This window comes from Methylobacterium organophilum, assembly GCF_022179465.1.
GTDB classification, from domain to species: domain Bacteria; phylum Pseudomonadota; class Alphaproteobacteria; order Rhizobiales; family Beijerinckiaceae; genus Methylobacterium; species Methylobacterium organophilum.
This window is the reverse complement of sequence record NZ_BPQV01000002.1, coordinates 391345-412757: the sequence shown is the minus strand read 5'-3', so window position 1 is coordinate 412757 and position 21413 is coordinate 391345. Positions and strand designations below refer to the sequence as shown.

The window sequence follows — 21413 nt, the reverse complement described above, 5'->3', positions numbered from 1 at the left end:
CGTGAAGGCTTACCGCTGGTTCGGCAGGAAGTACTTCTTCACGTTGGCGGCATCGCCCTCGAACAGGGTCGTGGTGCCGCGCAGGTTGCGGATCTGCTTCGTGGTCCGCTTGATCATGCCATGGCGCTTGCCGGCCTGGGCATACATCACCTTGCCGGTGCCGGTGATCTTGAAGCGCTTCTTGGCGCCCGACTTGGTCTTCAGCTTGGGCATTTGGCTCTCCTGAACGCAACGGCGTCCCGGCCGGAGAGCCGGGGCCTTGCGCGTGAATGCTGCTGGAGCAACGAGAACCGCCACGGCAGCCCTATCGGCCGGGCGGTTCGACGCGGAGCGGCTTATGGCAGATGCTTTCCCAGGTTTCAATGCTTGCGGTGCACGCGCGTCGCAAGCGCGGCCTGCTCGGACGCGCCGTCCTGGCCTGAGGATTGCGGGTGTCTAGGCGTGGCCGCCCTGGCGGCAAGGGGGGAAGCGGAACCATAAACCTCGGCTGCGGGTTTCGTTCATGTCCCGCTCAGGCCGTGTCGGTAAAACCCTGCGCAACACTTCGTTCGTCACAGGAGACGTTTTCGTGCGCATCGCTCAGGTCGCTCCGCTAGCGGAAGCTGTTCCCCCCAAGTTCTATGGCGGCACCGAGCGTGTCGTGTCCTGGCTCACCGAAGAACTCGTCCGTCAGGGTCATGACGTGACCCTGTTCGCCAGTGGCGATTCCCAGACTTCGGCCAAGCTCGCGGCCTGCCATCCGGAAGGCCTGCGCCTTCTCGGCTACCGGGACCACACCGCCGGCCACCTCGCCATGCTGCACCACGTTCATCGCCGGGCGCATGAGTTCGACGTGATCCACTTCCACATCGATCTCCTGCAGTACCCGATGTTCGAGGACCTGTACCACAAGTGCCTCACGACCATGCATGGTCGCCTGGACGTGCCGGACTTCATGCCGGTCTACCGGACCTTCACGGGCATGCCGCTTGTCTCGATCTCCGACAACCAGCGCGAGCCGATGCCGGAGAACTCCAACTGGCTGGCCACGATCCATCACGGCCTGCCCAAGGAGAACTGCCCCTACTATCCGGAATCCAAGGGCGGCTATCTCGCCTTCCTCGGCCGCATCTCCCCGGAGAAGCGCCCCGACCGCGCCATCGAGATGGCCAAGCGCTCGGGCATTCCGCTGAAGATCGCCGCCAAGGTCGACAAGGCCGACCAGGATTACTGGGACGAGGTCATCGAGCCGATGATCCACCACCCGCTGATCGAGTATATCGGCGAGATCAACGAGGAGCAGAAGAAGGACTTCCTCGGTAACGCCCTGGCTCTCGCCTTCCCGATCGACTGGCCGGAGCCCTTCGGTCTGGTAATGATCGAAGCCATGTCCGCCGGAACTCCTGTCATCGCCTTCCGCAACGGCTCGGTGCCGGAAGTGATCAAGGATGGGGTTAGTGGGTTTATTGTCGACACGCTGGATGAGGCCGTGGAGGCCTGCCGCAAGATCAAGGACTTGCCCCGTGCCGGCGTACGCGGCCACTTCGAGGGCCGCTTCACGGCGGAGGTGATGGCTTCGAAGTATCTCGCGGCCTACGAGCAGCTGCTCTCGGGGGCGAGCAACGTGATCAAGCTGCCGACCGCGGCCGCCTTCACCCCCCATTACGGCGAGGCCAACGGCTCCCGCCCCGCGATCAACGTCGCCGCGATGCCGGCCTGAGGCCGCGCCCCGCGAAGAACCTTCGAGAAAGGCGGCGGGAGCCCCTCGCCCTCGCCGCAACATCGCCTAACTGTCGGTTCGAAACAGGGCCGCCGGCTCGCAGTCAGCGACCGGCGGCCTTGTCTTTGCAAGGCTGCGCGTGGCCGCCTTCCGGGAGGCGCGGCGCCCGCGCGAGCGGCCTTGGCGAGGCATGACCCCGAATTCGCAGGAGAGGCGGCACATGGCGGCAGGCACGGCGGCACAGGGTCCCAAGCACGCGCGCGAGGCGGCAGGGTCGGCGGGGTTCGTCGATGCCGACGAGGCGCTGCCGCAATACCACATCGAGGCCACGACCTCGCTGACCGACCGGCCCCTGCGCTCGCTGAAATACGGCGAGGCCTTCGCCGTCCTCGACGCCTACGGCGATATCGGCTGGGTGCCCGGCGCCGAGGGCCTGTATTTCCAGGACACGCGCTACCTCTCGCGCCTGGCGCTGACCATCGAGGATCAGCGCCCGATGATGCTGTCCTCGGCGATGCAGGACGACAACGGCGCGCTGAGCGTCGACCTGACCACGCCGGACATCCGCCTCGACGCCCATGACGAGACCTCGATCCCCCGCGAGCTGATCGCGATCGAGCGCACCAAGTTCCTATATCGCGGCGCCTGCTACGACCGCATCGGCCTGCGCAACTACGACACCCGCACCCGGCGCCTGCGCATCGGCGTGACCTTCGACGCCGATTTCCGCGACCTGTTCGAGGTGCGCGGCACCGACCGCACCCATCGCGGCAAGCGCTCCGTGCTGGTGGCGAGCGAGACCGAGGTGCAGTTCCGCTATGCGGGCCTCGATGAGATCGTGCGCACCACCTCCGTGCATTTCGGCCCCAAGCCCGTGAAGCTCGAGCCCGGCGTGGCGGAGTTCGAGGTGACGCTGGCGCCCGGCGCCCACAGCTCGCTCTTCCTGCGCGTCGCCTTCGACGCGCACCGCGCCTACACCTCGGCCCCCGGCCCGGTGAAGGCCGGCGAGGAGGCCGCCGCCGCCCTGTCCCGGGCCGCGGGCAGCTTGGCCGACCGGCCGGCCCGGCACATCACCGAGGGCCGCATCTTCGCCCGCGCCTATCGCGACAACCGCCGCGACCAGCGGGCCCTGACCGCGGGCATCACCACGATCATCTCCTCGAACGACCAGTTCAACGAGGGCCTCTGCCGGGCCACCGCCGATCTCTACATGCTGGCGACCCGCACCCAGGAGGGCGTCTACCCCTTCGCCGGCATCCCCTGGTACTCCACGGTGTTCGGCCGCGACGGCATCATCACCGCGATGATGGCCCTCTGGATCGATCCGAATTTCGGCAAGGGCGTCCTGCGCTTCCTCGCCGCGACCCAGGCCAAGACCGTCGATCCGGAGGCCGACGCCCAGCCCGGCAAGGTCCTGCACGAGACCCGGCGCGGCGAGATGGCGATGCTCGGCGAGGTGCCCTTCCGCCACTATTACGGCACCATCGACGCCACGCCGCTCTTCGTGATGCTGGCCGCGCAGTATTACGCGATCACCGGCGACCGGGGCACGATCGAGGCGATCTGGCCGGCGATCGAGCTGGCGCTGGACTGGATCGACACCTACGGCGACCGGGACGGCGACGGCTTCGTGGAATATGCCCGCGAGACCGAGAAGGGGCTCGCCAACCAGGGCTGGAAGGACAGCCACGATTCGATCTTCCACGCCGACGGCGCCATGGCCAAGGGGCCGATCGCCCTGTGCGAGGTGCAGGGCTACGTCTACGCGGCCAAGCGCGGCGCGGCCCGACTGGCGAGCCTGCTCGGCAAGGACGAGCTCTCGAACCGGCTCTCCGCCGCCGCCAACACCCTGCGCGAGAAGTTCGACGCCGCCTTCTGGTGCGAGGAGATCGGCACCTACGCCCTCGCCCTCGACGGCGAGAAGCGGCAATGCGCCGTGCGCTCCTCCAATGCCGGCCATGCCCTGTTCACGGACATCGCCCTGCCGGAGCGGGCACCGAAGGTGGCCGCGCAGCTCCTCTGCAACGACGGCTTCAACGGCTGGGGCATCCGCACCATCGCCAAGGGCGAGGCGCGCTACAATCCGATGTCCTACCACAACGGCTCGATCTGGCCGCACGACAACGCGATCTGCGCCCTCGGCCTCGCCCGCTACGGCCTGAAGGCGGAGGCGGCCCGGGTGTTCCAGGGCATGTTCGACACCAGCCTCTACTACGACCAGAAGCGGCTCCCGGAACTGTTCTGCGGCTTCATGCGCCGGCGCCAGCGCGGGCCGGTGAACTACCCCGTGGCCTGCTCGCCCCAGGCCTGGGCGGCGGCGGCACCCTTCGCCTTCCTGGCCGCCTGCCTCGGCCTCGAACTCGACCATGAGCGCAACCGGATCCGCTTCCGCGACCCGATCCTGCCGCCCTTCCTGGAGGCGGTGCACCTGTTCAATCTGAAGCTCGGCGAGTCCCGCGCCGACCTGCGCCTGCACCGGCACGACGACGACGTCACCGTCGCGGTGACCCGCCGCGTCGGCGACGTGCAGATCTCGCTGCTGAAATGAGGGAGCCGGGCTGCCCTGCAGCCCGGCGCCTCACCGGGGCGAGGCGATCATCGGAGGCGGTGACGAAGGGCCGCTTGGTCGAGCGGACCGTGCCGCCGGACCGGGACAGCGATCCGCCAGAAACGAACGAGCCCGCCGCGGCGAACCGGGCGGGCCGACATGGCAGGGCTTGGGACGGCTTTGGCTTACCGGCGGCGGAAGCGGCTCTGCGTGACCGTCGTCGTGTTGCCGCCGACCGTCTTGCTCTCGTGGTGGTAGTCCACATAGGTCGCGCCGTTGCCGATGCCGCGCTTGATGTCGTTGAACATGCGGTCGAGGTCTCCGAACGCCGAGCGGGCGCCGCCATGGACCTGATCGAGAGCGTCGTCGGAAAGAAGAACGGGCTGGGCGCCGATGGTCTGATCGGTGGTCATCGCGGTCATGTCACGGTGGGTCATGGGAAGATCTCCTGATGTCGGTGCGACGTCTTGTTGGCGTCTGTCGTGATTGACACCGGATCGCCCCGGCTTGGCTGTGTTCGGGAGCACGTGGCCACGTTTCGCCGCCGCGGCGATCCACAGGGACACCGGGGGCGCCGCCCGTCACCCGGCCGGACCCTTCAGCAGACAGGATCGGGCCGGCATGAGCCTCGATCCGATACGACACGCATCACCGCCCATGGGCTTGGGCGCGACGTGGCGCTCCCGGGCGCGTGGTCCGCTCCGGCCGCGCGTGCGCTCAGGCCGCCTTCAACTGCGGCGCCAGCGGGACGGCCCGCTCGCGGTGCAGGGCGAGGCCGGAGAGGGTCAGGAGATCGCAGGTCAGCCCGAAGGGCGAGCCGACGAGCAGGTTGTGCCCGGCCCAGCAGGTCGAGCTCGCCAGGAAGAAGCGGCGCATCGCGGCGGTCCGGGTCTGGAGCCGGCCGGTGGTGGCGAGCAGCGCCCCGATCCCCGCGCAGGCCGAGGGCCAGCCGGCCCAGGTCGCGGCGGTCAGCGCCATCACCACGAGAAAGCTCAGGGCGAAGAGCGGCCCCAGCCAGTCCGGACGGCGCCCGTCGCGCACGAACTGCGCCGAGAGCAGGCTCTGCATCACCGAGATGCTGCACATGGCGGTGCCGGTCAGCGCGCCGAGACGCAGGAAATGCAGCGCGAAACAGGCACTGCACAGCGCCGACATCCGAAGAATCCAGCTGCGCCGGGGCATCAGGCCCGCGCCGGAGCCGCAACACAGTCCGAGACTTCCGAAGATATCGATCTGCGCCGTGACCGATGTCAGCGTAGGGAGGGCCGTCTCGAAAACAATCATGGCGCGTACTTGCGGCGCCGGAATGGCGCCTGTTCTGAATCACGCGCTAGGCCTGCATGGTAACCGCTTTCTTAACGGCCCGAACACGGTGGGGTGAGCGTTGCCGCGCTGCCGCATCGGCCGCCTGCATGCGGTTGAAATCAGCCCGACGCCCAGCGCAGCCCGGAGCTGGCGCTGATGATGCATGTTAGGCGCTCCAAGCCGATCGCCTGCCGAGTTCGATGCGCCTTCGTTCGTTGTCCCAGCCCTTATCGAGACATGTTCGTGCCCGTTCCCGCGCGCACCGCGACGCCGCGCCGGCCCGCGGCCTCCGGCGCGCCTGAGGGCCATCGGCATGGAGATGATCGAGACCTGGGCGGAGCGCCGCCGCATCGCCGAGCAGACCCGTGGCGAGCGCCCCTGGTCCCTCTGGGGTCCCTACCTGAGCGAGCGCCAGTGGGGCACGGTGCGCGAGGATTACAGCCGCGACGGCAATGCCTGGCGCTTCCTCACCCATGACGATGCGCGCTCCCGCGCCTATCGCTGGGGGGAGGACGGGCTCGCGGGCCTGTGCGACGAGCGGGGCTTCCTCTGCCTGTCGCTGGCCCTCTGGAACGGGCGCGACCACATCCTCAAGGAGCGCCTGTTCGGCCTGACCAACGAGGAGGGCAACCACGGCGAGGACGTGAAGGAGGTCTACCATTACCTCGACGCGGTCCCGAGCCACGCCTACCTCAAGTTCCTCTACCGCTACCCCCAGGCCGCCTATCCCTACGACGCCCTGCTGCGCGCGGGCCGGGAGCGCAGCCGCGAGCAGCCGGAATACGAGATCGAGGATACCGGCGTCTTCGCGCAGAACCGCTTCTTCGACGTGACGGTCGAGTACGCGAAGGGGGATGTCGAGGACATCCACATGCGCGTCACGGCGGTCAATCGCGGGCCCGAGACGGCGGATCTCCACCTGATCCCGCAGGCTTGGTTCCGCAACACCTGGTCCTGGCAGGCGAACGGGACGCAGCCGCATCCCATCATGCGGCTGCGCCCGGACGGCAGCGTCGCCTGCGAGCATCCCCGGCTCGGCCCCTACGACCTCACCTTCGAGGGCGCGCCGCGGGTGATGTTCTGCGAGAACGAGACGAACCTGCGCCGCTATGCCGGCCAGCCCGACGCGCCCGGCCCCTTCAAGGACGGCTTCCATGCGGCGATCGTCGATGGCGACGCGGACGCGATCCGCGAGGAATCCGGCACCAAGGTCGGTCTGCACTACGTGCTGCGCCTCCGCCCCGGCGAGGAGGCCTCGATCCGCCTGCGGTTGCGGGCCGGGGCGAGCCCGCGCCCCGTCGACCGCGAGGATTGCCTGCTGCGCCAGCGGGTCGCCGAGACCGACGCCTTCTACGATTCCCTTCAGGACGGCATCGAGGACGCGGATGCCCGCGCCATCTTCCGGCAGGCCGCCGCCGGCCTGATCTGGACCAAGCAGCTCTACCGCTACGATGTCCGCCTCTGGCTGCAGGGCGATCCGCTGATGCCGCGCCCGCCCTCGGAGCGGCGGGAGGGCCGCAACCGCACCTGGGCGCATTTCGCGGCCAACGACGTGCTCTCCATGCCGGACAAGTGGGAATATCCCTGGTTCGCGGCCTGGGACCTCGCCTTCCACTGCATCCCGCTGGCGCTGCTCGACCCGACCTTCGCCAAGAACCAGCTGCTGCTGCTCACCCGCGAATGGTACATGCACCCGAACGGGCAATTGCCCGCCTATGAGTGGGAGTTCGGGGACACCAACCCGCCGGTCCATGCCTGGGCGACCTTCCGTGTCTTCGAGATCGACCGGGACCGGCGCGGAGGGCGGGGCGACCTCGCCTTCCTGGAGGGCGTGTTCCACAAATTGCTCATCAACTTCACCTGGTGGGTGAACCGGAAGGATGCGGGCGGCCGCAACGTCTTCCAGGGCGGCTTCCTCGGGCTCGACAATGTCGGGGTGTTCGACCGCTCCCGGCCGCCCCCCGGCTTCGGCATGGTGCACCAGGCGGACGGCACCGCCTGGATGGCGATGTACGCCCTCACCATGATGCGGATCGCCCTGGAGCTCGCCCAGCACAACGACGTCTACGAGAGCACCGCCTCGAAGTTCTTCGAGCACTTCCTGCTCATCGCCGAGGCCATGACCGACATGGGCGGCGAGGGCTTCGGCCTGTGGGACGAGGAGGACGCGTTCTACTACGACGAGGTCGACATGCCCGACGGGCGCATGCTGCCCCTGCGGGTGCGCTCCATGGTCGGGCTGGTGCCGCTCTTCGCCGTCGAGGTGATCGAGCCGGCGATGCTGCAGCGGCTGCCGGATTTCGCCCGGCGCCTGAACTGGGTGCTGGAGAACCGCCCCCACCTTGCCCGCCTCGTCTCCCGCTGGACGGAGGGCGGCGTCGGCGACCGCAAGCTGCTCTCGCTCCTGCGCGGGCACCGCATGAAGGCGCTCCTGAAGCGCATGCTCGACGAGGCGGAGTTCCTCTCCCCCCACGGCGTGCGCTCGCTCTCCAAGGCGCATCAGGCGGAGCCCTATTCCCTGAACGCCCTCGGCGCCTCCTTCACCGTGCGCTACGACCCGGCCGATTCCACCTCGAACATGTTCGGCGGCAATTCCAACTGGCGCGGGCCGGTCTGGATGCCGATGAACTACCTGATCATCGAGGCCCTGCGCCGCTTCCACGCCTATTACGGCGACGACTTCCTGGTCGAGTATCCGACCGGCTCGGGGGAGCACCTGAACCTGAACGCCATCGCCGACGCCCTGGAGGACCGGCTGATCGGCCTGTTCACCCGCGATGCCGAGGGCCGGCGCGCCTATCGCGGCAGCGCGCCGGCGCCGGTCTCGGCCCCGGACGGGACGGAGCCGCTCCTGTTCCACGAGTTCTTCGACGGCGATACCGGCCGGGGCCTCGGCGCCTCGCACCAGACCGGCTGGACGGCGCTGATCCTCAACCTGCTCTGCAACCGGGCGCGGCGGGGGTGACGATTTCCTCGACCTTTCGCTGCTAAGGCGGTTGCCGGTCCGCTCCGGAGACGCCCGATGCTCAGCCGCCGCCACTGCCTGACCGGCCTCGCGGCCGGCTTTGCCCTGGCCGCCGCCCCCGCGGGCATGCCGCCGTGCCTCGCCGGCGCCTTCACCGATTGGGGAGCGGAGGGGCGGGAGACGACGCTCTCGGCCTGGGAGGCATGGCTCTCCCAGCCCCCCGCCTCCGTGCCGGCCCTCGACTTCTACGGCGACAAGACCTGGGAGGATTTCCGCCGGCTCGACTGGCTGCCCGCCTTCCGGGCGCGGGCGAACCCGAAGCGCGCCCTCGTCTGGTCGGTGCCGCTCACCATGGCCGGGACCGACCTCGCCGAGATCGGCCGGGGCTCGTTCGATCCGTTCTTCCGCCACGCGGCGGAGGTCATCGCCCGGGCGCAGCCGGAGGCGACCCTGCGCATCGGCTGGGAGATGAACGTCGCGGGCAGCCTCTGGCTCGCGAAGGGCCGCGCCCCCGACTACATCCGCGCCTATCGCCGGGTGGTCGGGCTGTTCCGGCAGGCCTCGCCCCGCTTCCGCTTCGACTGGTGCCCCGGCTGGGGGCCGCAGGCCTGCCCGGCCGACGCGGCCTATCCGGGCGACGACGTCGTCGACGTGATCGGCCTCGACATCTACGATTTCGGCACGGGGGATCCGCCCGAGACGCGCTGGGTGAAGGCGACCCGCGACGTGCCCTTCGGCCTCGACTGGCACCGGTCCTTTGCCCGCCGGCACGGCAAGGCGATGAGCTATCCCGAATGGGGGGTCGGGCAGGCCGGCGACAACCCGCTCTTCGTGTCCCGGATGGCCGAGTGGTTCCGGGAGAATGCCGGGCAGATCGCCTACGCGCTCTATTTCGACGTCGACGGCGCCTGGCCGACGCGCCTCGACGCGGAGCGCTTCCCGCAATCCCGCGCCGCCTTCGCCCGCGCCTTCGCCGGGCAGACGACATGAGAAAGGCCGCCGCGGAACACCCGCGGCGGCCGATGCAGAACCCGGTGACCGGCGCCGCCTAATCGGCGCTCGTCACGTCGCGCTCCATCACTTGGCGCCGATCAGCTCCACGTCGAAGATCAGCGTGGCGTTCGGGGGGATGACGCCGCCGGCGCCGCGGGGGCCGTAGCCGAGCTCCGGCGGGATCACGAGGATGCGGCGGCCGCCGGTCTTCATGCTGGCGACGCCCTCGTCCCAGCCCTGGATCACCTGGCCGGCGCCGATGGTGAAGGTGAAGGGCTGGCCGCGGTCGCGGGAGGAGTCGAACTTCTTGCCCTTCTGGCCGCCCTGATCGAGCCAGCCGGTATAGTGGACGGTCACCTTCTGGCCCGCCTGCGGCGCGGGGCCGGTGCCGACCACCTCGTCGGTGTAGGACAGGCCGGAGGGCAGCTTGACGGGTTCGGCGGCGGAAGCGGATGCGGTCATGGCGAGGACGAGGGCTCCGGTGAGGCTGAGGAACGAGCGCATGGAATCGGCTGTCCGTCTGGTTCGAGAAAGGCCGGGCCCGGGACCACGCTGTCCGCGCCGCCCCCTGCCGGCATTCGCGGGCGCGGCTTAACACGGACCGGCGGGCAGGGCGAAACCCGCTCGAAGCGCCTCAGTAGCGCGCGCTCACCACCGCGCGGGACCCGGCCGGGCAGCCCTCGACGAGGGGGCCGACGATCAGGTCGCCCTGGCGCGGGTTGTTGAGGGTGAGCGGCTGCGTGCCGCCGCCGTCGATATCGATGTAGCAGCGGTCGATCAGGGCCATGGTGGCGTAGCTGGCCTTGAAGACCGGCGGCGTGTCGATCGGGCCGCAATGCAGGGCCACCGCGATCCGGCCCGGATGCATGTACCGGATCGTCTGGGCGCGATGCGGCGGGATCAGCACGGCGGGGCCGCCGTCCCGGCTCACCAGGGCGACGGCGTTCGACGTGTTGACGATCCGGCGCAGGCAGCCGGCCTCGGCCTGCGTCGCCGCGGCCAGCAGCAGCCCGGCGGCCAGGAGGCCCGCGATCCCGCCCGCACCCCGTCCCCGCCCCTGGCTTGCGCGCATCTGAGTCATTCCGCTCTCGAACTCGGCCCCGCCGTCACAACCGTGACCGCTGCCGCGCCGTTCCCCGATGCCGGTTCCCTGGCGGCCCGGATTGCGCGAGAAGGCGCCGGACGGGACAAATCCGGGAGGATGCGGGTGTCGGGCAGCGAGCGGCGTATCGAGGAGGCGGATGGCGCGCTCCTGTTTGAGGTCGGCGCGACCGGCGTCGCCCGGATCACCCTGAACCGGCCGCAGGCGCGCAACGCCATGACCTTCGCCATGTACGAGGGGCTGGTGGCGCTCTGCGCGCGGATCGAGGCGGATCCGGCGATCAAGGCGGTCATCGTGACGGGCGCCGGCGGCAAGGCCTTCGCGGCCGGCACCGACATCGCCGAGTTCCGCAAGGTGACCACGCCCGAGGATGCGCTGGAATACGAGCGCTTCATGGACCGCGTGCTCGGCACGCTGGAGCGGGTGCGGGTGCCCGTCGTCGCCGCGATTGCCGGGGCCTGTACCGGCGGCGGGGCGGCCATCGCCGCCGCCTGCGACCTGCGTCTCGCGACGAGGGATGCGCGGCTCGGCTTCCCCATCGCCCGGACCCTGGGCAATTGCCTGTCGCTCGCCACCCTGAAGCGCCTCTCCGCCCTGGTCGGCCCGGCGCGGGTGAAGGACATGCTGTTCACCGCCCGCCTCGTGCCGGCGGAGGAGGCCCTCGCCATCGGCCTCGTCACCGAGGTGGTGGAGGATGCCGAGGCGCTGGCGGTCCGCGCCGAGGCGCTCGCCACGCAGCTCGCGACCCATGCGCCGCTGACCCTGCGCGCCACCAAGGAGGGCCTGCGCCGCCTCGCCGAGGGCGGCCCCGCCGCGGAGGAGGCCGGCGAGGACCTGATCCTGATGTGCTACACCAGCGCTGATTTCCGGGAGGGCATGGAGGCCTTCCTCGCCAAGCGGCCCCCCGACTGGAAGGGCCGCTGAGCCTCGTCCCTTCCGGCTTCCCGGTCCCGTTTCCCCGTTCCGCGTCCGGACGGTTTCCCGACCGTTTCCGGATGATGTCCGCGTGCGCCAGCACACGCCGAACGGCTCCGCTCGATTGACGTGGGAAATTTACCCACGCATCAGTGGATCCCAGCGAAGTCGTTTGCGAGCGTATCGTGGTGCTGTCCTCCTCCCTCCGGCATGCCCTTCTCCTCGGCTGTGCGCTGTCCGCGCTGACGAGCCTGCCGGCGGCGGCCGAGATCGTGGTCGAGGGCAACCGGCGCGTCGACACCGAGGTGATCCGCTCCATCGTCAGCAACGCCCCCGCCGATGCCCGACGCGAGCTCCTGGCGAGCGGCTATTTCTCGGATGTGTCGATCGCGAGCGCGGGCGGGAAGATCGTGGTGCGGGTGCAGGAGAAGGGCGCGGTCAGCCGCGTCGTCTTCGAGGGCAACAAGAAGATCGAGAAGGCGACGCTCGAGGCCGCCACCGTCACCCGCGACCACGGCCCCCTCGATCCGGCCCAGGTCGCCGCCGACGTTGATCGGATCCGTGACGTTTACAAGCGTTCGGGTCGTGGGACGGCGCGGGTGAGCTACCGTCTGGTGGACCTTCCGAACGGGCGGACCGACGTGGTCTACCAGATCGAGGAAGGCGACAAGACCGGCATCCGCGAGATCCACTTCGTGGGCAACAACGCCTACTCGGAGTCGACCCTGCGCGGGATGATGACCTCCTCCGAGATGAACTTCCTGTCGTTCATCAAGACCTCGGACGTCTACGATCCCGACCGCATCGCCAACGACCTGGACATCATCCGGCGCTACTACCTCAAGAACGGCTATGCCGACTTCCGCATCGTCAACGCCGATGCGCGCTACGTCGAGACGCCGGAGGATGCCGGCTGGGTCATCACCGTCACGGTGGACGAGGGCGAGCAGTACACGGTCGGCGCGGTCGCGGTGGATGCCCGGGTTCCGGGGGTCGATGCCGGCGCGCTGGACGGCGAGGTGCGCGCCCAGGTCGGCGACGTCTACAACGCCGAGGACGTGGAGAAGACGCTGGTGGGGGTGACCAACGAGGTCAACCGCCAGGGCTATCCCTTCGCCCAGGTGCGGCCGACGGGCCAGCGCGACCGGGCCACCCACAAGGTGTCGCTGGGCTTCGTGGTCGAGGACGGCCCGCGGGTCTACATCGAGCGGATCAACATCCGCGGCAACACCCGGACCCGGGACTACGTGATCCGGCGCGAGCTCGATCTGGGCGAGGGCGATGCCTACAACCGCGTTCTGGTCGACCGGGCCGAGCGCCGCCTGAACGGGCTGGGCTTCTTCAAGAAGGTGCGCTTCTCCAACGAGCCGGGCTCGGCGCCGGACCGGGTGGTGGTCAACATCGACGTCGAGGATCAGCCCACGGGCTCGTTCTCGGTGGCCGGCGGCTACTCCACCCAGGACGGCATCATCGGCGAGGTCTCCGTCTCCGAATCCAACTTCCTCGGACGGGGGCAATATGTCCGGCTGGCGGTGCAGGCGGGCCAATATGCCAAGGGCGTCGACCTGTCCTTCACCGAGCCGTACTTCCTCGGCTATCGCATGGCGGCGGGTATCGACGCCTTCTACAAGTACAGCGATCTCGCCCGCTATTCCCGCTACGAGACCACGGTGGTCGGCACGCAATTGCGTCTCGGCCTGCCCGTGACCGACACTTTCGGCGTCACCTTCCGCTACTCGATCTACAACACCGAGCTGAAGGTCCCGAACACCCTCAAGGAACCCTACGACGACTGCTCGAACCCGATCAGCGGCTACACCACCGTGAACAGCGCCGGGCAGGCCACCTACCCGACCTGCGCGGCGGACGGCGAGGCCTCCATCGCCATCAAGTCGTCCCAGGGCTCGACCCTGACCTCCCTCGTCGGCGTGACGCTCGCCTATTCCACCCTCGACAATCTCCAGGCGCCGAAGAACGGGTTCTACGCGGAGCTGAAGCCCGACATCGCCGGGCTCGGCGGCGATTCGAACTTCTACCGGGTGACCGGCGAGGCCCGCTACTACAAGGAATTGTGGGAGGACGTGGTCGGCTTCATCAAGTTCCAGGGCGGCCATATCGGCTCGACCGACGGCAACCCGCTCCGCGTCACCGACCAGTTCTTCATGGGCCCGTCGCTGGTGCGTGGCTTCGCGATCAACGGCATCGGCCCGCGTGACGTCGGCACGACCGATTCCCGCTCCAACGCCCTCGGCGGCACCACCTATTTCGGCGGCACCCTGGAGGTGCAGTTCCCGCTTCCCGGCGTGCCGAAGGATCTCGGCCTGAAGGGCGCGCTCTTCTCCGATGCCGGCACCCTGTTCGGCTACAAGGGCAAGAAGACCTTCGACGTGAACGGCGACGGCATCATCAACGGCTACAGCCCGACCAGCGGCTGCTCCTACAGCGCCTACACGATCGGCGTGGAGCCGGAATGCGTGAACGTGCGCGACAAGGCCACGATCCGCTCCTCGATCGGCGCCTCGATCCTGTGGAACTCGCCCCTCGGCCCGATCCGCTTCGACTACGCCTACGCCCTCACCAAGGACGAAGGCACCCGCGTCTACGGCAGCGACGGCACCTATTACGGCCGCGTCGGCAAGGACCAGACGCAGGCCTTCCGGTTCTCGGGCGGCACGAAGTTCTGAGAGGGCTCAGGCCGGCAACAGCGCGCGCTCCGTGTCCTCGCCATAGGCCTCGGCGATGACGGCCTTCTTGGCGCGGATATGGGAGCGCATCAGCCGGCCGAGCGCCTCGCCGTCGCGGGCGCGCAGGAGCGGCATCATGCGCTCGTGCTCGTCGACGGCGCGGGCCCATTCCGCCTCGCTCTGGTGCACCGTGTAGCGCGAGCGCTGGGTGCGGCCGGACAGGCTGGTATAGATCCCGCGCAGGGTGGCGTTGCCGCTCGCCAGCATGATACCCTCGTGGATCTCGCGGTTGAGGCGGAAATAGCTCCCCTCGTCCCGGGCCTGCCAGGCGACGATCATGGCCGCGTGCTTCTCTTCGATGGCCGCGATCTCGTCGTCGCCGATGACGCGGCAGGCGAGCTCGCAGGCCGTCGCCTCCAGCCCGGCGATCACCTCGATCATCTCCTCGATCTCCTCCTGCGAGATGCTGGCCACCCGCGCGCCGCGGTTCGGCAGCAGTTCCAGCAGGCCCTCGGTGGCGAGGATCTTGATCGCCTCCCGCAGGGGCGTGCGCGAGATGCCGAACTTCTCGGTCAGCTCGCTCTCGTTGACGCGGGCGCGGGGCTCCAGCTCACCGGCATGGATGAGCTCGCGCATGCGATCGGCCACCTCGTCGTGCAGGTAGCGGCGGTTGATGCCGATGCCGGGATCGATTTTATTCATCGGGCCATCAAGTTTTTTTGAATGAAAACGAATGCATTCAAATTCTAGGCGCAAGTCGGCGAGGTGTCGAGGTGCTTCCGTGACGGGTTGGACGAAGGTCCAGTCCGGAAACGATCGGCCCATCTCCCGGGAGAACCGGCCAGAACGCGTCTGGAGCCCGCGCCGTGGCGGGGGATTGCTGGGGCGTATCAAGAGAATGTGTACTTCGCCCACGTTCCCGCATCACGACGCGCGCGCTACATCTTCGCTCCGCTTCCCTCGAACCCGCGTTCCTCTCGAAGTTGTGTAAAGAGGATTGCCCGTCCGTGACGACCGTGAATCCCATCGCGCCGCAGCTGCGTTTCTTCGACGAAGGCTATTACGTCTCGTCGTACCCGGACGTGCTCCATCAACGTTTGTCGCCCCTGGAGCATTACCTGCTGATCGGCTGGCGCGAGGGGCGGGATCCCGGCCCCTATTTCAGCACGGTCGGCTATCTCGAGGCCAATTCCGACGTGGCGCGGGACGACCGGATCAACCCGTTCATCCATTTCCTGGAATACGGCCTGAAGGAGAACCGGACGGGCTGGGAGAAGGTGCCGGGCCGCCAGCCGGCGCCGCAGCCCTTCGCCTTCCGGCCCCGGCAGGCCGCGGCGCCCGCCTGCGCGAACTGAGATCGGCATTTCGGCCCGGGGCCCGGAACGACGAAAGCCGCCCGGAGGCGGCTTCTCGGCGGCCATTCGGATCGGTTGGAGAATTGGAGCGGGCGAAGGGATTCGAACCCTCGACCCCAACCTTGGCAAGGTTGTGCTCTACCCCTGAGCTACACCCGCTCACACCGGCCTTCGTCGGGTCTCGCGACCCGGCTCACGCCGAAACCATTGCACGACATACCGCTAATGCGGCCTGCCGCTGAACCTTCAAATCTTTTGGAAACTGGAGCGGGCGAAGGGATTCGAACCCTCGACCCCAACCTTGGCAAGGTTGTGCTCTACCCCTGAGCTACACCCGCTCACAACCGTCGCTTCGTCAAGGCCTCGCGGCCCCGGCGCCGCCGGTGGCGTCTCTAAACACCATTCCGCCGGCCGTTGCAAGCGTTCGGTCACGCTGTTTTTGCGCCGCCTCACCAAAGCGCGGCGGCCGGCACGGCGTCGGCGATCTCCCGCAGGCGCGCGCGGGAGCCCCGGGTCAGGTCCGCCGGCAGGGCGTCGAGGGGGAAGAAGCCGCATTCCGCGATCTCCCGGTCCGGCGCCTTGGGCGCGGCCGGCGGCGTGAAGGCTGCGGCGACGTAGACGGCGATGTGGTCGCGGCCGCGATGGGCCTTGTTCAGGAAGAAGCCGTGCAGGCTCAGGGCCTCGGGCTCGACCCCGAGGCCGGTCTCCTCGCGGAATTCCCGCACCATCGCCGCCACCGCCGTCTCCCCCGGCTCGATGCCGCCGCCGGGCAGATACCAGCCCCGGGTGTAGGTGTGGCGCACGAGGCAGACGTGGCCGGCGGCGTCGATGGCGACGCCGCGCACGCCGAGCGTCATGCCGCGCGTCAGCAGGGCGGCGCCGTGGGCGAGGTCGCGCAGGATCGGGCGGTTCAGGTTGATGGCCATGATGGGCCGAGCTTACCCGATTCCCGGCCGAGCGCGCCTCAGGCGACCCGCAGGGCGATGTCGCCCAGCCCGTCGATGGCGGCCCTCATGGTCTCGCCGCGGGCCACCGGCCCGACGCCCGAGGGCGTGCCGGTGAAGATCAGGTCGCCGGGCTGGAGCGTGAAGAAGGTCGAGAGCAGGGCGACCTGCTCCGAGACCGACCAGATCATCTCCGAGAGATCGCCGCTCTGGCGCAGCCTCCCGTCGACATGGAGGGTGATGGCGCCCCGGTCCGGATGCCCGATCGCCGAGGCCGGGTGAAGCGGGCCGATCGGACCGGAGGCGTCGGCGGCCTTGCCGAGATCCCAGGGCCGGGACAGGCGCTTGGCCTCGTCCTGCAGGTCGCGCCGGGTCATGTCGAGGCCCACCGCGTAGCCGTAGACATGGGCCAGCGCCTGGTCGACGGGGATGTCGCGGCCGCCCGTGCCGAGGGCGGCCACCATCTCCACCTCGAAATGGTAGTTGCTGGTGCCCGGGGGATAGGGATGCGCGACGGTCTCGCCGGTCGGCACCACCTGGAGGGCATCGGCCGGCTTCATGAAGAAGAAGGGCGGCTCCCGGTCGGGATCGGACCCCATCTCGCGGGCATGGGCGCCGTAATTGCGCCCGACGCAATAGACCCGGCGCACCGGAAAGAAATCCTCGGTGCCGATGACGGGGAGCGCGACGCGGACGGGATTGGGGATGACGGACAGCATGGCCGGATTTCCAGGAGGGGGCACCGGGTGCAAAGCCGGCGCTGCACGGCTATCTAGTCGGCTCGACGCAGGCCGCCATCCACGATGACGCTAGGCTCCGAGACTCCCCATCCCCTGCTCGCCGCCCTCGCCGAACGGCTGGGCCCGGCGCATGTGCTCACGGCGCCGGAGGATCTCGCGCCCTATCTCGTCGAATCGCGCGGGCTCTATCGCGGCAAGGCGCTGGCGGCCGTGCGCCCGAAGGATACCGCGGAGGTCGCCTTCACCGTCGCCGCCTGTGCTCAGGCCGGGGTGCCGGTGGTCGCCCAGGGCGGCAATACCGGCCTCGTCGGCGGCGGCCTTCCGCTGGGGGGCATCGTGCTCTCCCTCGCCCGGCTCGACGCCATCCGCTCCGTCGACCCAATCGATGCCAGCATCACCGTCGAGGCCGGCGCGGTGCTCGCCGACATGCAGGCGGCGGCGGAGGCCGCGGGCATGCTGTTCCCCCTGTCCTGGGCGGCGGAGGGCTCGGTGCGCATCGGCGGGGCGCTCGCCACCAATGCCGGCGGCACCGCCGTGCTCGCCTATGGCAATACCCGCGACCTCGTGCTCGGCCTCGAAGTGGTCCTGGCGGACGGGCGGATCTGGAACGGCCTGAAGCGCCTGCGCAAGAACAACACCGGCTATGACCTGAAGCACCTCTTCGTCGGCTCGGAGGGCACCCTCGGCATCATCACCGCCGCCTGCATGAAGCTTTTTCCGAAGCCGCTCTCGCGCAGCGTCGGCTTCGTCGGGCTGGCCTCGGCACGCGAGGCCCTCGCTTTGTTCGAGCGGCTGCGCCGGGCGGCCGACCGCGATCTCACCGCCTTCGAGTTCATGCCGCGCTTCGGCCTGGAGATCGTGCTCGCCCATGGCCGGGGCGTGACCCGGCCCCTGGCCGGCGACCACGGCGCCTATGCCCTCGTCGAGCTCTCCTCGGCCCGCCCCGGTGCCGATACCCGGGCGGAGCTCGAGAGCCTGCTCGCCGAGGCGCTCGAGGCGAGGCTCGCCGAGGATGCCACGATCGGCGCGAGCGAGGCGCAGAATGCCGGCCTCTGGCGCCTGCGCGAGCTGCTGCCCGAGGTGCAGAAGGCCGAGGGCGGCTCGATCAAGCACGACGTCTCGGTGCCGCTCTCGCGCCTGCCCGATTTCATCGAGGCCGCGAGCGCCGCCTGTGAAGCGGCCATGCCGGGCCTGCGCGTCTGCGCCTTCGGCCATTTCGGCGACGGCAACGTGCATTTCAACCTGAGCCAGCCCGTCGGGATGGATCGCCCGGCCTTCCTGGCGGAATGGGGTCAGTTCAACCGCATCGTTCACGACATTGTGCACGCCATGGACGGGTCGATCTCGGCGGAGCACGGCATCGGCCTGATCAAGCGCGACGAGCTCGTTCTTTATGGCGATCCGGTCGGCCTCGACCTGATGCGGCGCCTGAAGCGGGAGTTCGACCCGCAGAACCTGCTCAATCCCGGCAAGGTCGTGGCCCTTTCCGACGAGGCGCCCCCGGCGCTGCCCGTGTGAGCCCGCACATTCCCCACTGACGCGCCGGCTCATTTAATCCCCCGGCGGGCATTGACGTGTGTTGTGCATCGCACAAAATCCTCTCATGATGCTGCAATGCGGTCGCGGGAAGCCGCCGGCCGCAACGCTCTGGGACGATGCGCGGAACACAGGGGGCGTGCCTGTGAATTATACGCACGTTAACCGTTTCGGCACCGCCCTGGGCCAGCATCGCCCTTCGAGGGCCGCGAATCCTCTTGCGCCGCAATATCGCCGCGCACGGTTGGAAGATGCGGCCCATGACGACGGGGCCGTCGTGAGCGGCCCCCGATTCGCGATTTGATGAGGAGACCCTACCGATGCCGACGTCTCAGGCGCGTGTGCCGACCTCGGAAGCCAACCGCTACCTGAAACAGCTCTGCCGCCACTGGAGCCACAAGTTTCCCGTCGAGGAGACCGGCGATCACGGCGTCGTCCCCTTCGGCGAGGACCGCATCTGCACCTTCGATGCGAGCCCCGACGCCCTGGTGATGAAGGTCGCCACCCCGGATGCCGCCGGCCTGACCCGGCTCGAGAACGTGGTCGCCGATCATCTGCTGCGCTTCGCCTTCCGCGAGCATCTCGGCGAGATCATCTGGTCGCGCGCCGCCTGAGACGGCCGGACGCCGCCCCTTCGGCGGCCCATCGCGGGCCGGTTGCCCGGAGCCTGTGACGGTTCGGCGCGCTCGCGAGACAATGATGGCGCCGCCCTGCGCGATTCCGCCCCGATCGGCTAGGATGGCGCATCGCCATCAGCCTGGGACTTGAGGAATGAACGTTGCGTTCGATGGGAAGGCGGCGGCCGCTGCCTTCGAGGAGCGGCTCGACCGCCTCGCGCAGGTCGCGGTTCGGGTCGGTCTCGGACTGGAGCCGGGGCAGGAACTCATCGTCACCGCTCCCCTCGACGCGGTTCCCCTCGCCCGCGCGGTCACCGAGCAGGCCTACAAGGCCGGCGCCTCCCTGGTGACGACGCTCTACACGGACGAGGCCGCCACCTTGGCGCGCTTCGCCCACGCCCCCGACGAGGCCTTCGATGCGGCGGCCGGCTGGCTCTATGGCGGCATGGCCGAAGCCTATCGCAACGGGGCCGCCCGCCTCGCCATCTCCGGCGACGATCCCTCCCTGCTGGCCGGGCAGGATCCCGGAAAGGTCTCCCGCGCGAACCGGGCCCGCTCCAAGGCCTATGTGCCGGCCCTGGAATTGATCGCGGGTTTCTCGATCAACTGGACCATCATCTCCGCCGCCACCCCGGCCTGGGCGCGGACGGTCTTCCCGGATCTCGACCCGCACGAGGCGGTCGCACGCCTGTGGGAGGCGATCTTCAAGGCCTCGCGGGTCGATGGGCCGGATCCGATCGCGGCCTGGGAGGCGCATAACCGGGCGCTCCATGCCCGCACGGAATGGCTGAACGCGCGGCGCTTCTCGGCCCTGCGCTTCCGCGGGCCGGGCACCGACCTTACGGTCGGGCTCGCCGACGACCATGCCTGGTGCGGCGGTGCGGCCCGGGCCAAGAACGGCATCGTCTGCAACGCCAACATCCCGACGGAGGAGGTCTTCACCACGCCGCACAAGGCGCGGGTGGAGGGCTTCGTTTCGAGCACCAAGCCCCTGTCCTACCAGGGCACCCTGATCGACGGCATCCGCGTCCGCTTCGAAGGCGGCCGGATCGTCGAGGCGAGTGCCCGCACCGGCGGGGACGTGCTCGCCAAGGTGCTGGAGACCGACGAGGGCGCGGCCCGCCTCGGCGAAGTCGCCCTGGTGCCCGCCTCCTCGGCGATCTCGGCCTCCGGGCTCCTGTTCTACAACACCCTCTATGACGAGAACGCCGCGAGCCACATCGCCCTCGGCCAGGCCTATTCGAAGTGCTTCGTGGAGGGTGGCGAGGGTCTGAGCGAGGACGACCTCTCCGCCCGCGGCGCCAACCGCAGCCTGATCCATATCGACTGGATGATCGGCTCGGCCGAGATCGACGTGGACGGCCTCGCCGCCGACGGCGCGGCGGTGCCGGTGATGCGCGCCGGCGAGTGGGCGCACTGACGCCTCCCTCGCAAACGGAAAGAGCCGCGGCCCGGGGGCTGCGGCTCGTGTCGCGGCGATCGTGGCCGGGTCAGGCCATGGTGATGTAGTCGCGCATCGCCTGATGCTCGGCCTCGACGGCGGCGATCCGGCGCTTGACCACGTCGCCGATGGAGACGACGCCGAGCAGGCGCCCCTCCTCCACCACAGGCAGGTGGCGGAACCGGCCTTCGGTCATGGTCTCCATCACTTCTTCCACCGTGGCGCGGCGGGTGCAGGTGACGACCTTGCTCGTCATGTAGCGGGAGACCGGCTGGTCGAAGGCGCTGCCTGCATCGGAGGCGAGCGCCCGCATCACGTCACGCTCCGACAGGATGCCGAGGACACGTCCCTCGGCGCCGGTCACGACGAGGGCGCCGATGCGCTTTTCGGCCAGGAGATGGATCGCCTCGTCGATGGTGCGGTGTGGCGGCACCGTGACGACGGCGTTCCCCTTCTCGGCAAGGATGCGAGCGACGCTCATGAATGTCCCTCCCTGGACAGACGCGCCGCCAGCCCCTGCGGCGCAGGTTGCAGGCCGGGTTTCTCCCGATCTCATCCACGATTGTGGG

General features: G+C 69.2%; 19 protein-coding genes and 2 tRNA genes. 10 read left to right on the top strand and 11 right to left on the bottom strand.

All coding sequences use genetic code 11. From position 1 onward, the window contains the following. Nucleotides 1-9 precede the first annotated feature (9 nt). Complete coding sequence (gene rpmI, locus MFF21_RS04600; RefSeq protein ID WP_056244427.1) at nt 10-213, bottom strand: 50S ribosomal protein L35; 204 nt, start codon at nt 211-213, stop codon at nt 10-12. A gap of 355 nt (nt 214-568) precedes the next feature. On the opposite strand from rpmI, the gene MFF21_RS04595 reads away from it, so the two are divergent. Then, nucleotides 569-1699, top strand: coding sequence for a glycosyltransferase family 4 protein (locus MFF21_RS04595; protein ID WP_238310017.1), 1131 nt, complete (start codon nt 569-571; stop codon nt 1697-1699). 220 nt (nt 1700-1919) lie between these two features. After that, a complete protein-coding gene (locus tag MFF21_RS04590) occupies nt 1920-4247 on the top strand; it encodes an amylo-alpha-1,6-glucosidase (protein WP_238310016.1) in 2328 nt (775 codons plus the stop codon). A gap of 185 nt (nt 4248-4432) precedes the next feature. On the opposite strand, the gene MFF21_RS04585 is transcribed toward MFF21_RS04590, so the two are convergent. Both MFF21_RS04585 and MFF21_RS04580 read right to left on the bottom strand, forming a co-directional pair. After that, nucleotides 4433-4684, bottom strand: a complete 252-nt coding sequence (locus MFF21_RS04585) for a hypothetical protein (protein ID WP_238310015.1) — start codon at nt 4682-4684, stop codon at nt 4433-4435. 280 nt (nt 4685-4964) lie between these two features. Beyond that, entirely contained in the window at nt 4965-5531 is a 567-nt protein-coding gene (locus MFF21_RS04580; protein ID WP_283206504.1) for a YgjV family protein, read from the bottom strand. A 334-nt stretch (nt 5532-5865) separates the two neighbouring features. Between MFF21_RS04580 and MFF21_RS04575 the strand changes: the two genes are divergently transcribed. Both MFF21_RS04575 and MFF21_RS04570 read left to right on the top strand, forming a co-directional pair. Then, nucleotides 5866-8517 carry an MGH1-like glycoside hydrolase domain-containing protein gene (locus MFF21_RS04575; protein ID WP_238310013.1) on the top strand — a complete coding sequence of 884 codons (2652 nt, stop codon included), beginning with the start codon at nt 5866-5868 and terminating at the stop codon, nt 8515-8517. A 57-nt stretch (nt 8518-8574) separates the two neighbouring features. Then, on the top strand, nt 8575-9507 hold the full coding sequence (locus MFF21_RS04570) for a glycoside hydrolase family 26 protein (protein ID WP_238310012.1): 933 nt from the start codon (nt 8575-8577) through the stop codon (nt 9505-9507). An 87-nt stretch (nt 9508-9594) separates the two neighbouring features. On the opposite strand, the gene MFF21_RS04565 is transcribed toward MFF21_RS04570, so the two are convergent. After that, nucleotides 9595-10014, bottom strand: a complete 420-nt coding sequence (locus tag MFF21_RS04565; protein WP_238310011.1) for an FKBP-type peptidyl-prolyl cis-trans isomerase — start codon at nt 10012-10014, stop codon at nt 9595-9597. A gap of 130 nt (nt 10015-10144) precedes the next feature. Further along, the gene (locus MFF21_RS04560) at nt 10145-10582 is read right to left on the bottom strand and encodes a hypothetical protein (RefSeq protein ID WP_238310010.1); all 438 of its coding nucleotides are present in this window, start codon (nt 10580-10582) and stop codon (nt 10145-10147) included. Between the two features lie 156 nt (nt 10583-10738). Between MFF21_RS04560 and MFF21_RS04555 the strand changes: the two genes are divergently transcribed. Then, nucleotides 10739-11536, top strand: a complete 798-nt coding sequence (locus MFF21_RS04555) for an enoyl-CoA hydratase (RefSeq protein WP_238310194.1) — start codon at nt 10739-10741, stop codon at nt 11534-11536. Between the two features lie 224 nt (nt 11537-11760). Then, the gene (gene bamA / locus MFF21_RS04550; protein ID WP_238310193.1) at nt 11761-14211 is read left to right on the top strand and encodes an outer membrane protein assembly factor BamA; all 2451 of its coding nucleotides are present in this window, start codon (nt 11761-11763) and stop codon (nt 14209-14211) included. 6 nt (nt 14212-14217) lie between these two features. On the opposite strand, the gene MFF21_RS04545 is transcribed toward bamA, so the two are convergent. Next, entirely contained in the window at nt 14218-14913 is a 696-nt protein-coding gene (locus MFF21_RS04545) for a GntR family transcriptional regulator (RefSeq protein WP_238310009.1), read from the bottom strand. A gap of 305 nt (nt 14914-15218) precedes the next feature. Here MFF21_RS04545 and MFF21_RS04540 point away from each other — a divergent pair, with 305 nt between their 5' ends. Next, nucleotides 15219-15566, top strand: coding sequence for a hypothetical protein (locus tag MFF21_RS04540; protein WP_238310008.1), 348 nt, complete (start codon nt 15219-15221; stop codon nt 15564-15566). A gap of 84 nt (nt 15567-15650) precedes the next feature. Here MFF21_RS04540 and MFF21_RS04535 read toward each other — a convergent pair. The 4 genes from MFF21_RS04535 to MFF21_RS04520 all read right to left on the bottom strand — a co-directional run bounded on the left by MFF21_RS04535 (nt 15651) and on the right by MFF21_RS04520 (nt 17229). Then, nucleotides 15651-15725, bottom strand: a tRNA-Gly gene (locus tag MFF21_RS04535). 104 nt (nt 15726-15829) lie between these two features. Beyond that, nucleotides 15830-15904: transfer RNA gene (locus MFF21_RS04530), tRNA-Gly, on the bottom strand. A gap of 111 nt (nt 15905-16015) precedes the next feature. Continuing rightward, nucleotides 16016-16492, bottom strand: coding sequence for an NUDIX domain-containing protein (locus tag MFF21_RS04525; RefSeq protein ID WP_238310007.1), 477 nt, complete (start codon nt 16490-16492; stop codon nt 16016-16018). 38 nt (nt 16493-16530) lie between these two features. After that, a complete protein-coding gene (locus tag MFF21_RS04520) occupies nt 16531-17229 on the bottom strand; it encodes a fumarylacetoacetate hydrolase family protein (protein ID WP_238310006.1) in 699 nt (232 codons plus the stop codon). A gap of 84 nt (nt 17230-17313) precedes the next feature. Here MFF21_RS04520 and MFF21_RS04515 point away from each other — a divergent pair, with 84 nt between their 5' ends. The 3 genes from MFF21_RS04515 (at nt 17314) to MFF21_RS04505 (ending at nt 20823) form a co-directional block, all read left to right on the top strand. Then, on the top strand, nt 17314-18768 hold the full coding sequence (locus MFF21_RS04515; protein ID WP_238310005.1) for an FAD-binding oxidoreductase: 1455 nt from the start codon (nt 17314-17316) through the stop codon (nt 18766-18768). Between the two features lie 338 nt (nt 18769-19106). Further along, complete coding sequence (locus MFF21_RS04510; RefSeq protein WP_238310004.1) at nt 19107-19400, top strand: DUF2218 domain-containing protein; 294 nt, start codon at nt 19107-19109, stop codon at nt 19398-19400. 157 nt (nt 19401-19557) lie between these two features. Then, nucleotides 19558-20823: an aminopeptidase gene (locus MFF21_RS04505; protein ID WP_238310003.1), complete on the top strand. Its 1266-nt coding sequence runs from the start codon at nt 19558-19560 to the stop codon at nt 20821-20823. A gap of 70 nt (nt 20824-20893) precedes the next feature. Here the strand turns inward: MFF21_RS04505 and MFF21_RS04500 are convergent, their stop codons facing one another. Beyond that, nucleotides 20894-21325, bottom strand: a complete 432-nt coding sequence (locus tag MFF21_RS04500) for a CBS domain-containing protein (RefSeq protein WP_238310002.1) — start codon at nt 21323-21325, stop codon at nt 20894-20896. Nucleotides 21326-21413: the final 88 nt, after the last annotated feature.

Excerpts from the sequence above, each read along its gene's own strand:
- MFF21_RS04525 (WP_238310007.1), bottom strand. The coding sequence starts at position 16,492 with ATGGCCATCAACCTGAACCGCCCGATCCTGCGCGACCTCGCCCACGGC.
- MFF21_RS04560 (WP_238310010.1), bottom strand. The coding sequence starts at position 10,582 with ATGCGCGCAAGCCAGGGGCGGGGACGGGGTGCGGGCGGGATCGCGGGC.
- MFF21_RS04565 (WP_238310011.1), bottom strand. The coding sequence starts at position 10,014 with ATGCGCTCGTTCCTCAGCCTCACCGGAGCCCTCGTCCTCGCCATGACC.
- MFF21_RS04575 (WP_238310013.1), top strand. The coding sequence starts at position 5,866 with ATGGAGATGATCGAGACCTGGGCGGAGCGCCGCCGCATCGCCGAGCAG.
- MFF21_RS04580 (WP_283206504.1), bottom strand. The coding sequence starts at position 5,531 with ATGATTGTTTTCGAGACGGCCCTCCCTACGCTGACATCGGTCACGGCG.
- MFF21_RS04585 (WP_238310015.1), bottom strand. The coding sequence starts at position 4,684 with ATGACCCACCGTGACATGACCGCGATGACCACCGATCAGACCATCGGC.
- MFF21_RS04570 (WP_238310012.1), top strand. The coding sequence starts at position 8,575 with ATGCTCAGCCGCCGCCACTGCCTGACCGGCCTCGCGGCCGGCTTTGCC.
- MFF21_RS04590 (WP_238310016.1), top strand. The coding sequence starts at position 1,920 with ATGGCGGCAGGCACGGCGGCACAGGGTCCCAAGCACGCGCGCGAGGCG.
- MFF21_RS04515 (WP_238310005.1), top strand. The coding sequence starts at position 17,314 with ATGACGCTAGGCTCCGAGACTCCCCATCCCCTGCTCGCCGCCCTCGCC.
- MFF21_RS04500 (WP_238310002.1), bottom strand. The coding sequence starts at position 21,325 with ATGAGCGTCGCTCGCATCCTTGCCGAGAAGGGGAACGCCGTCGTCACG.
- rpmI (WP_056244427.1), bottom strand. The coding sequence starts at position 213 with ATGCCCAAGCTGAAGACCAAGTCGGGCGCCAAGAAGCGCTTCAAGATC.
- MFF21_RS04510 (WP_238310004.1), top strand. The coding sequence starts at position 19,107 with ATGCCGACGTCTCAGGCGCGTGTGCCGACCTCGGAAGCCAACCGCTAC.
- MFF21_RS04545 (WP_238310009.1), bottom strand. The coding sequence starts at position 14,913 with ATGAATAAAATCGATCCCGGCATCGGCATCAACCGCCGCTACCTGCAC.
- MFF21_RS04520 (WP_238310006.1), bottom strand. The coding sequence starts at position 17,229 with ATGCTGTCCGTCATCCCCAATCCCGTCCGCGTCGCGCTCCCCGTCATC.
- MFF21_RS04505 (WP_238310003.1), top strand. The coding sequence starts at position 19,558 with ATGAACGTTGCGTTCGATGGGAAGGCGGCGGCCGCTGCCTTCGAGGAG.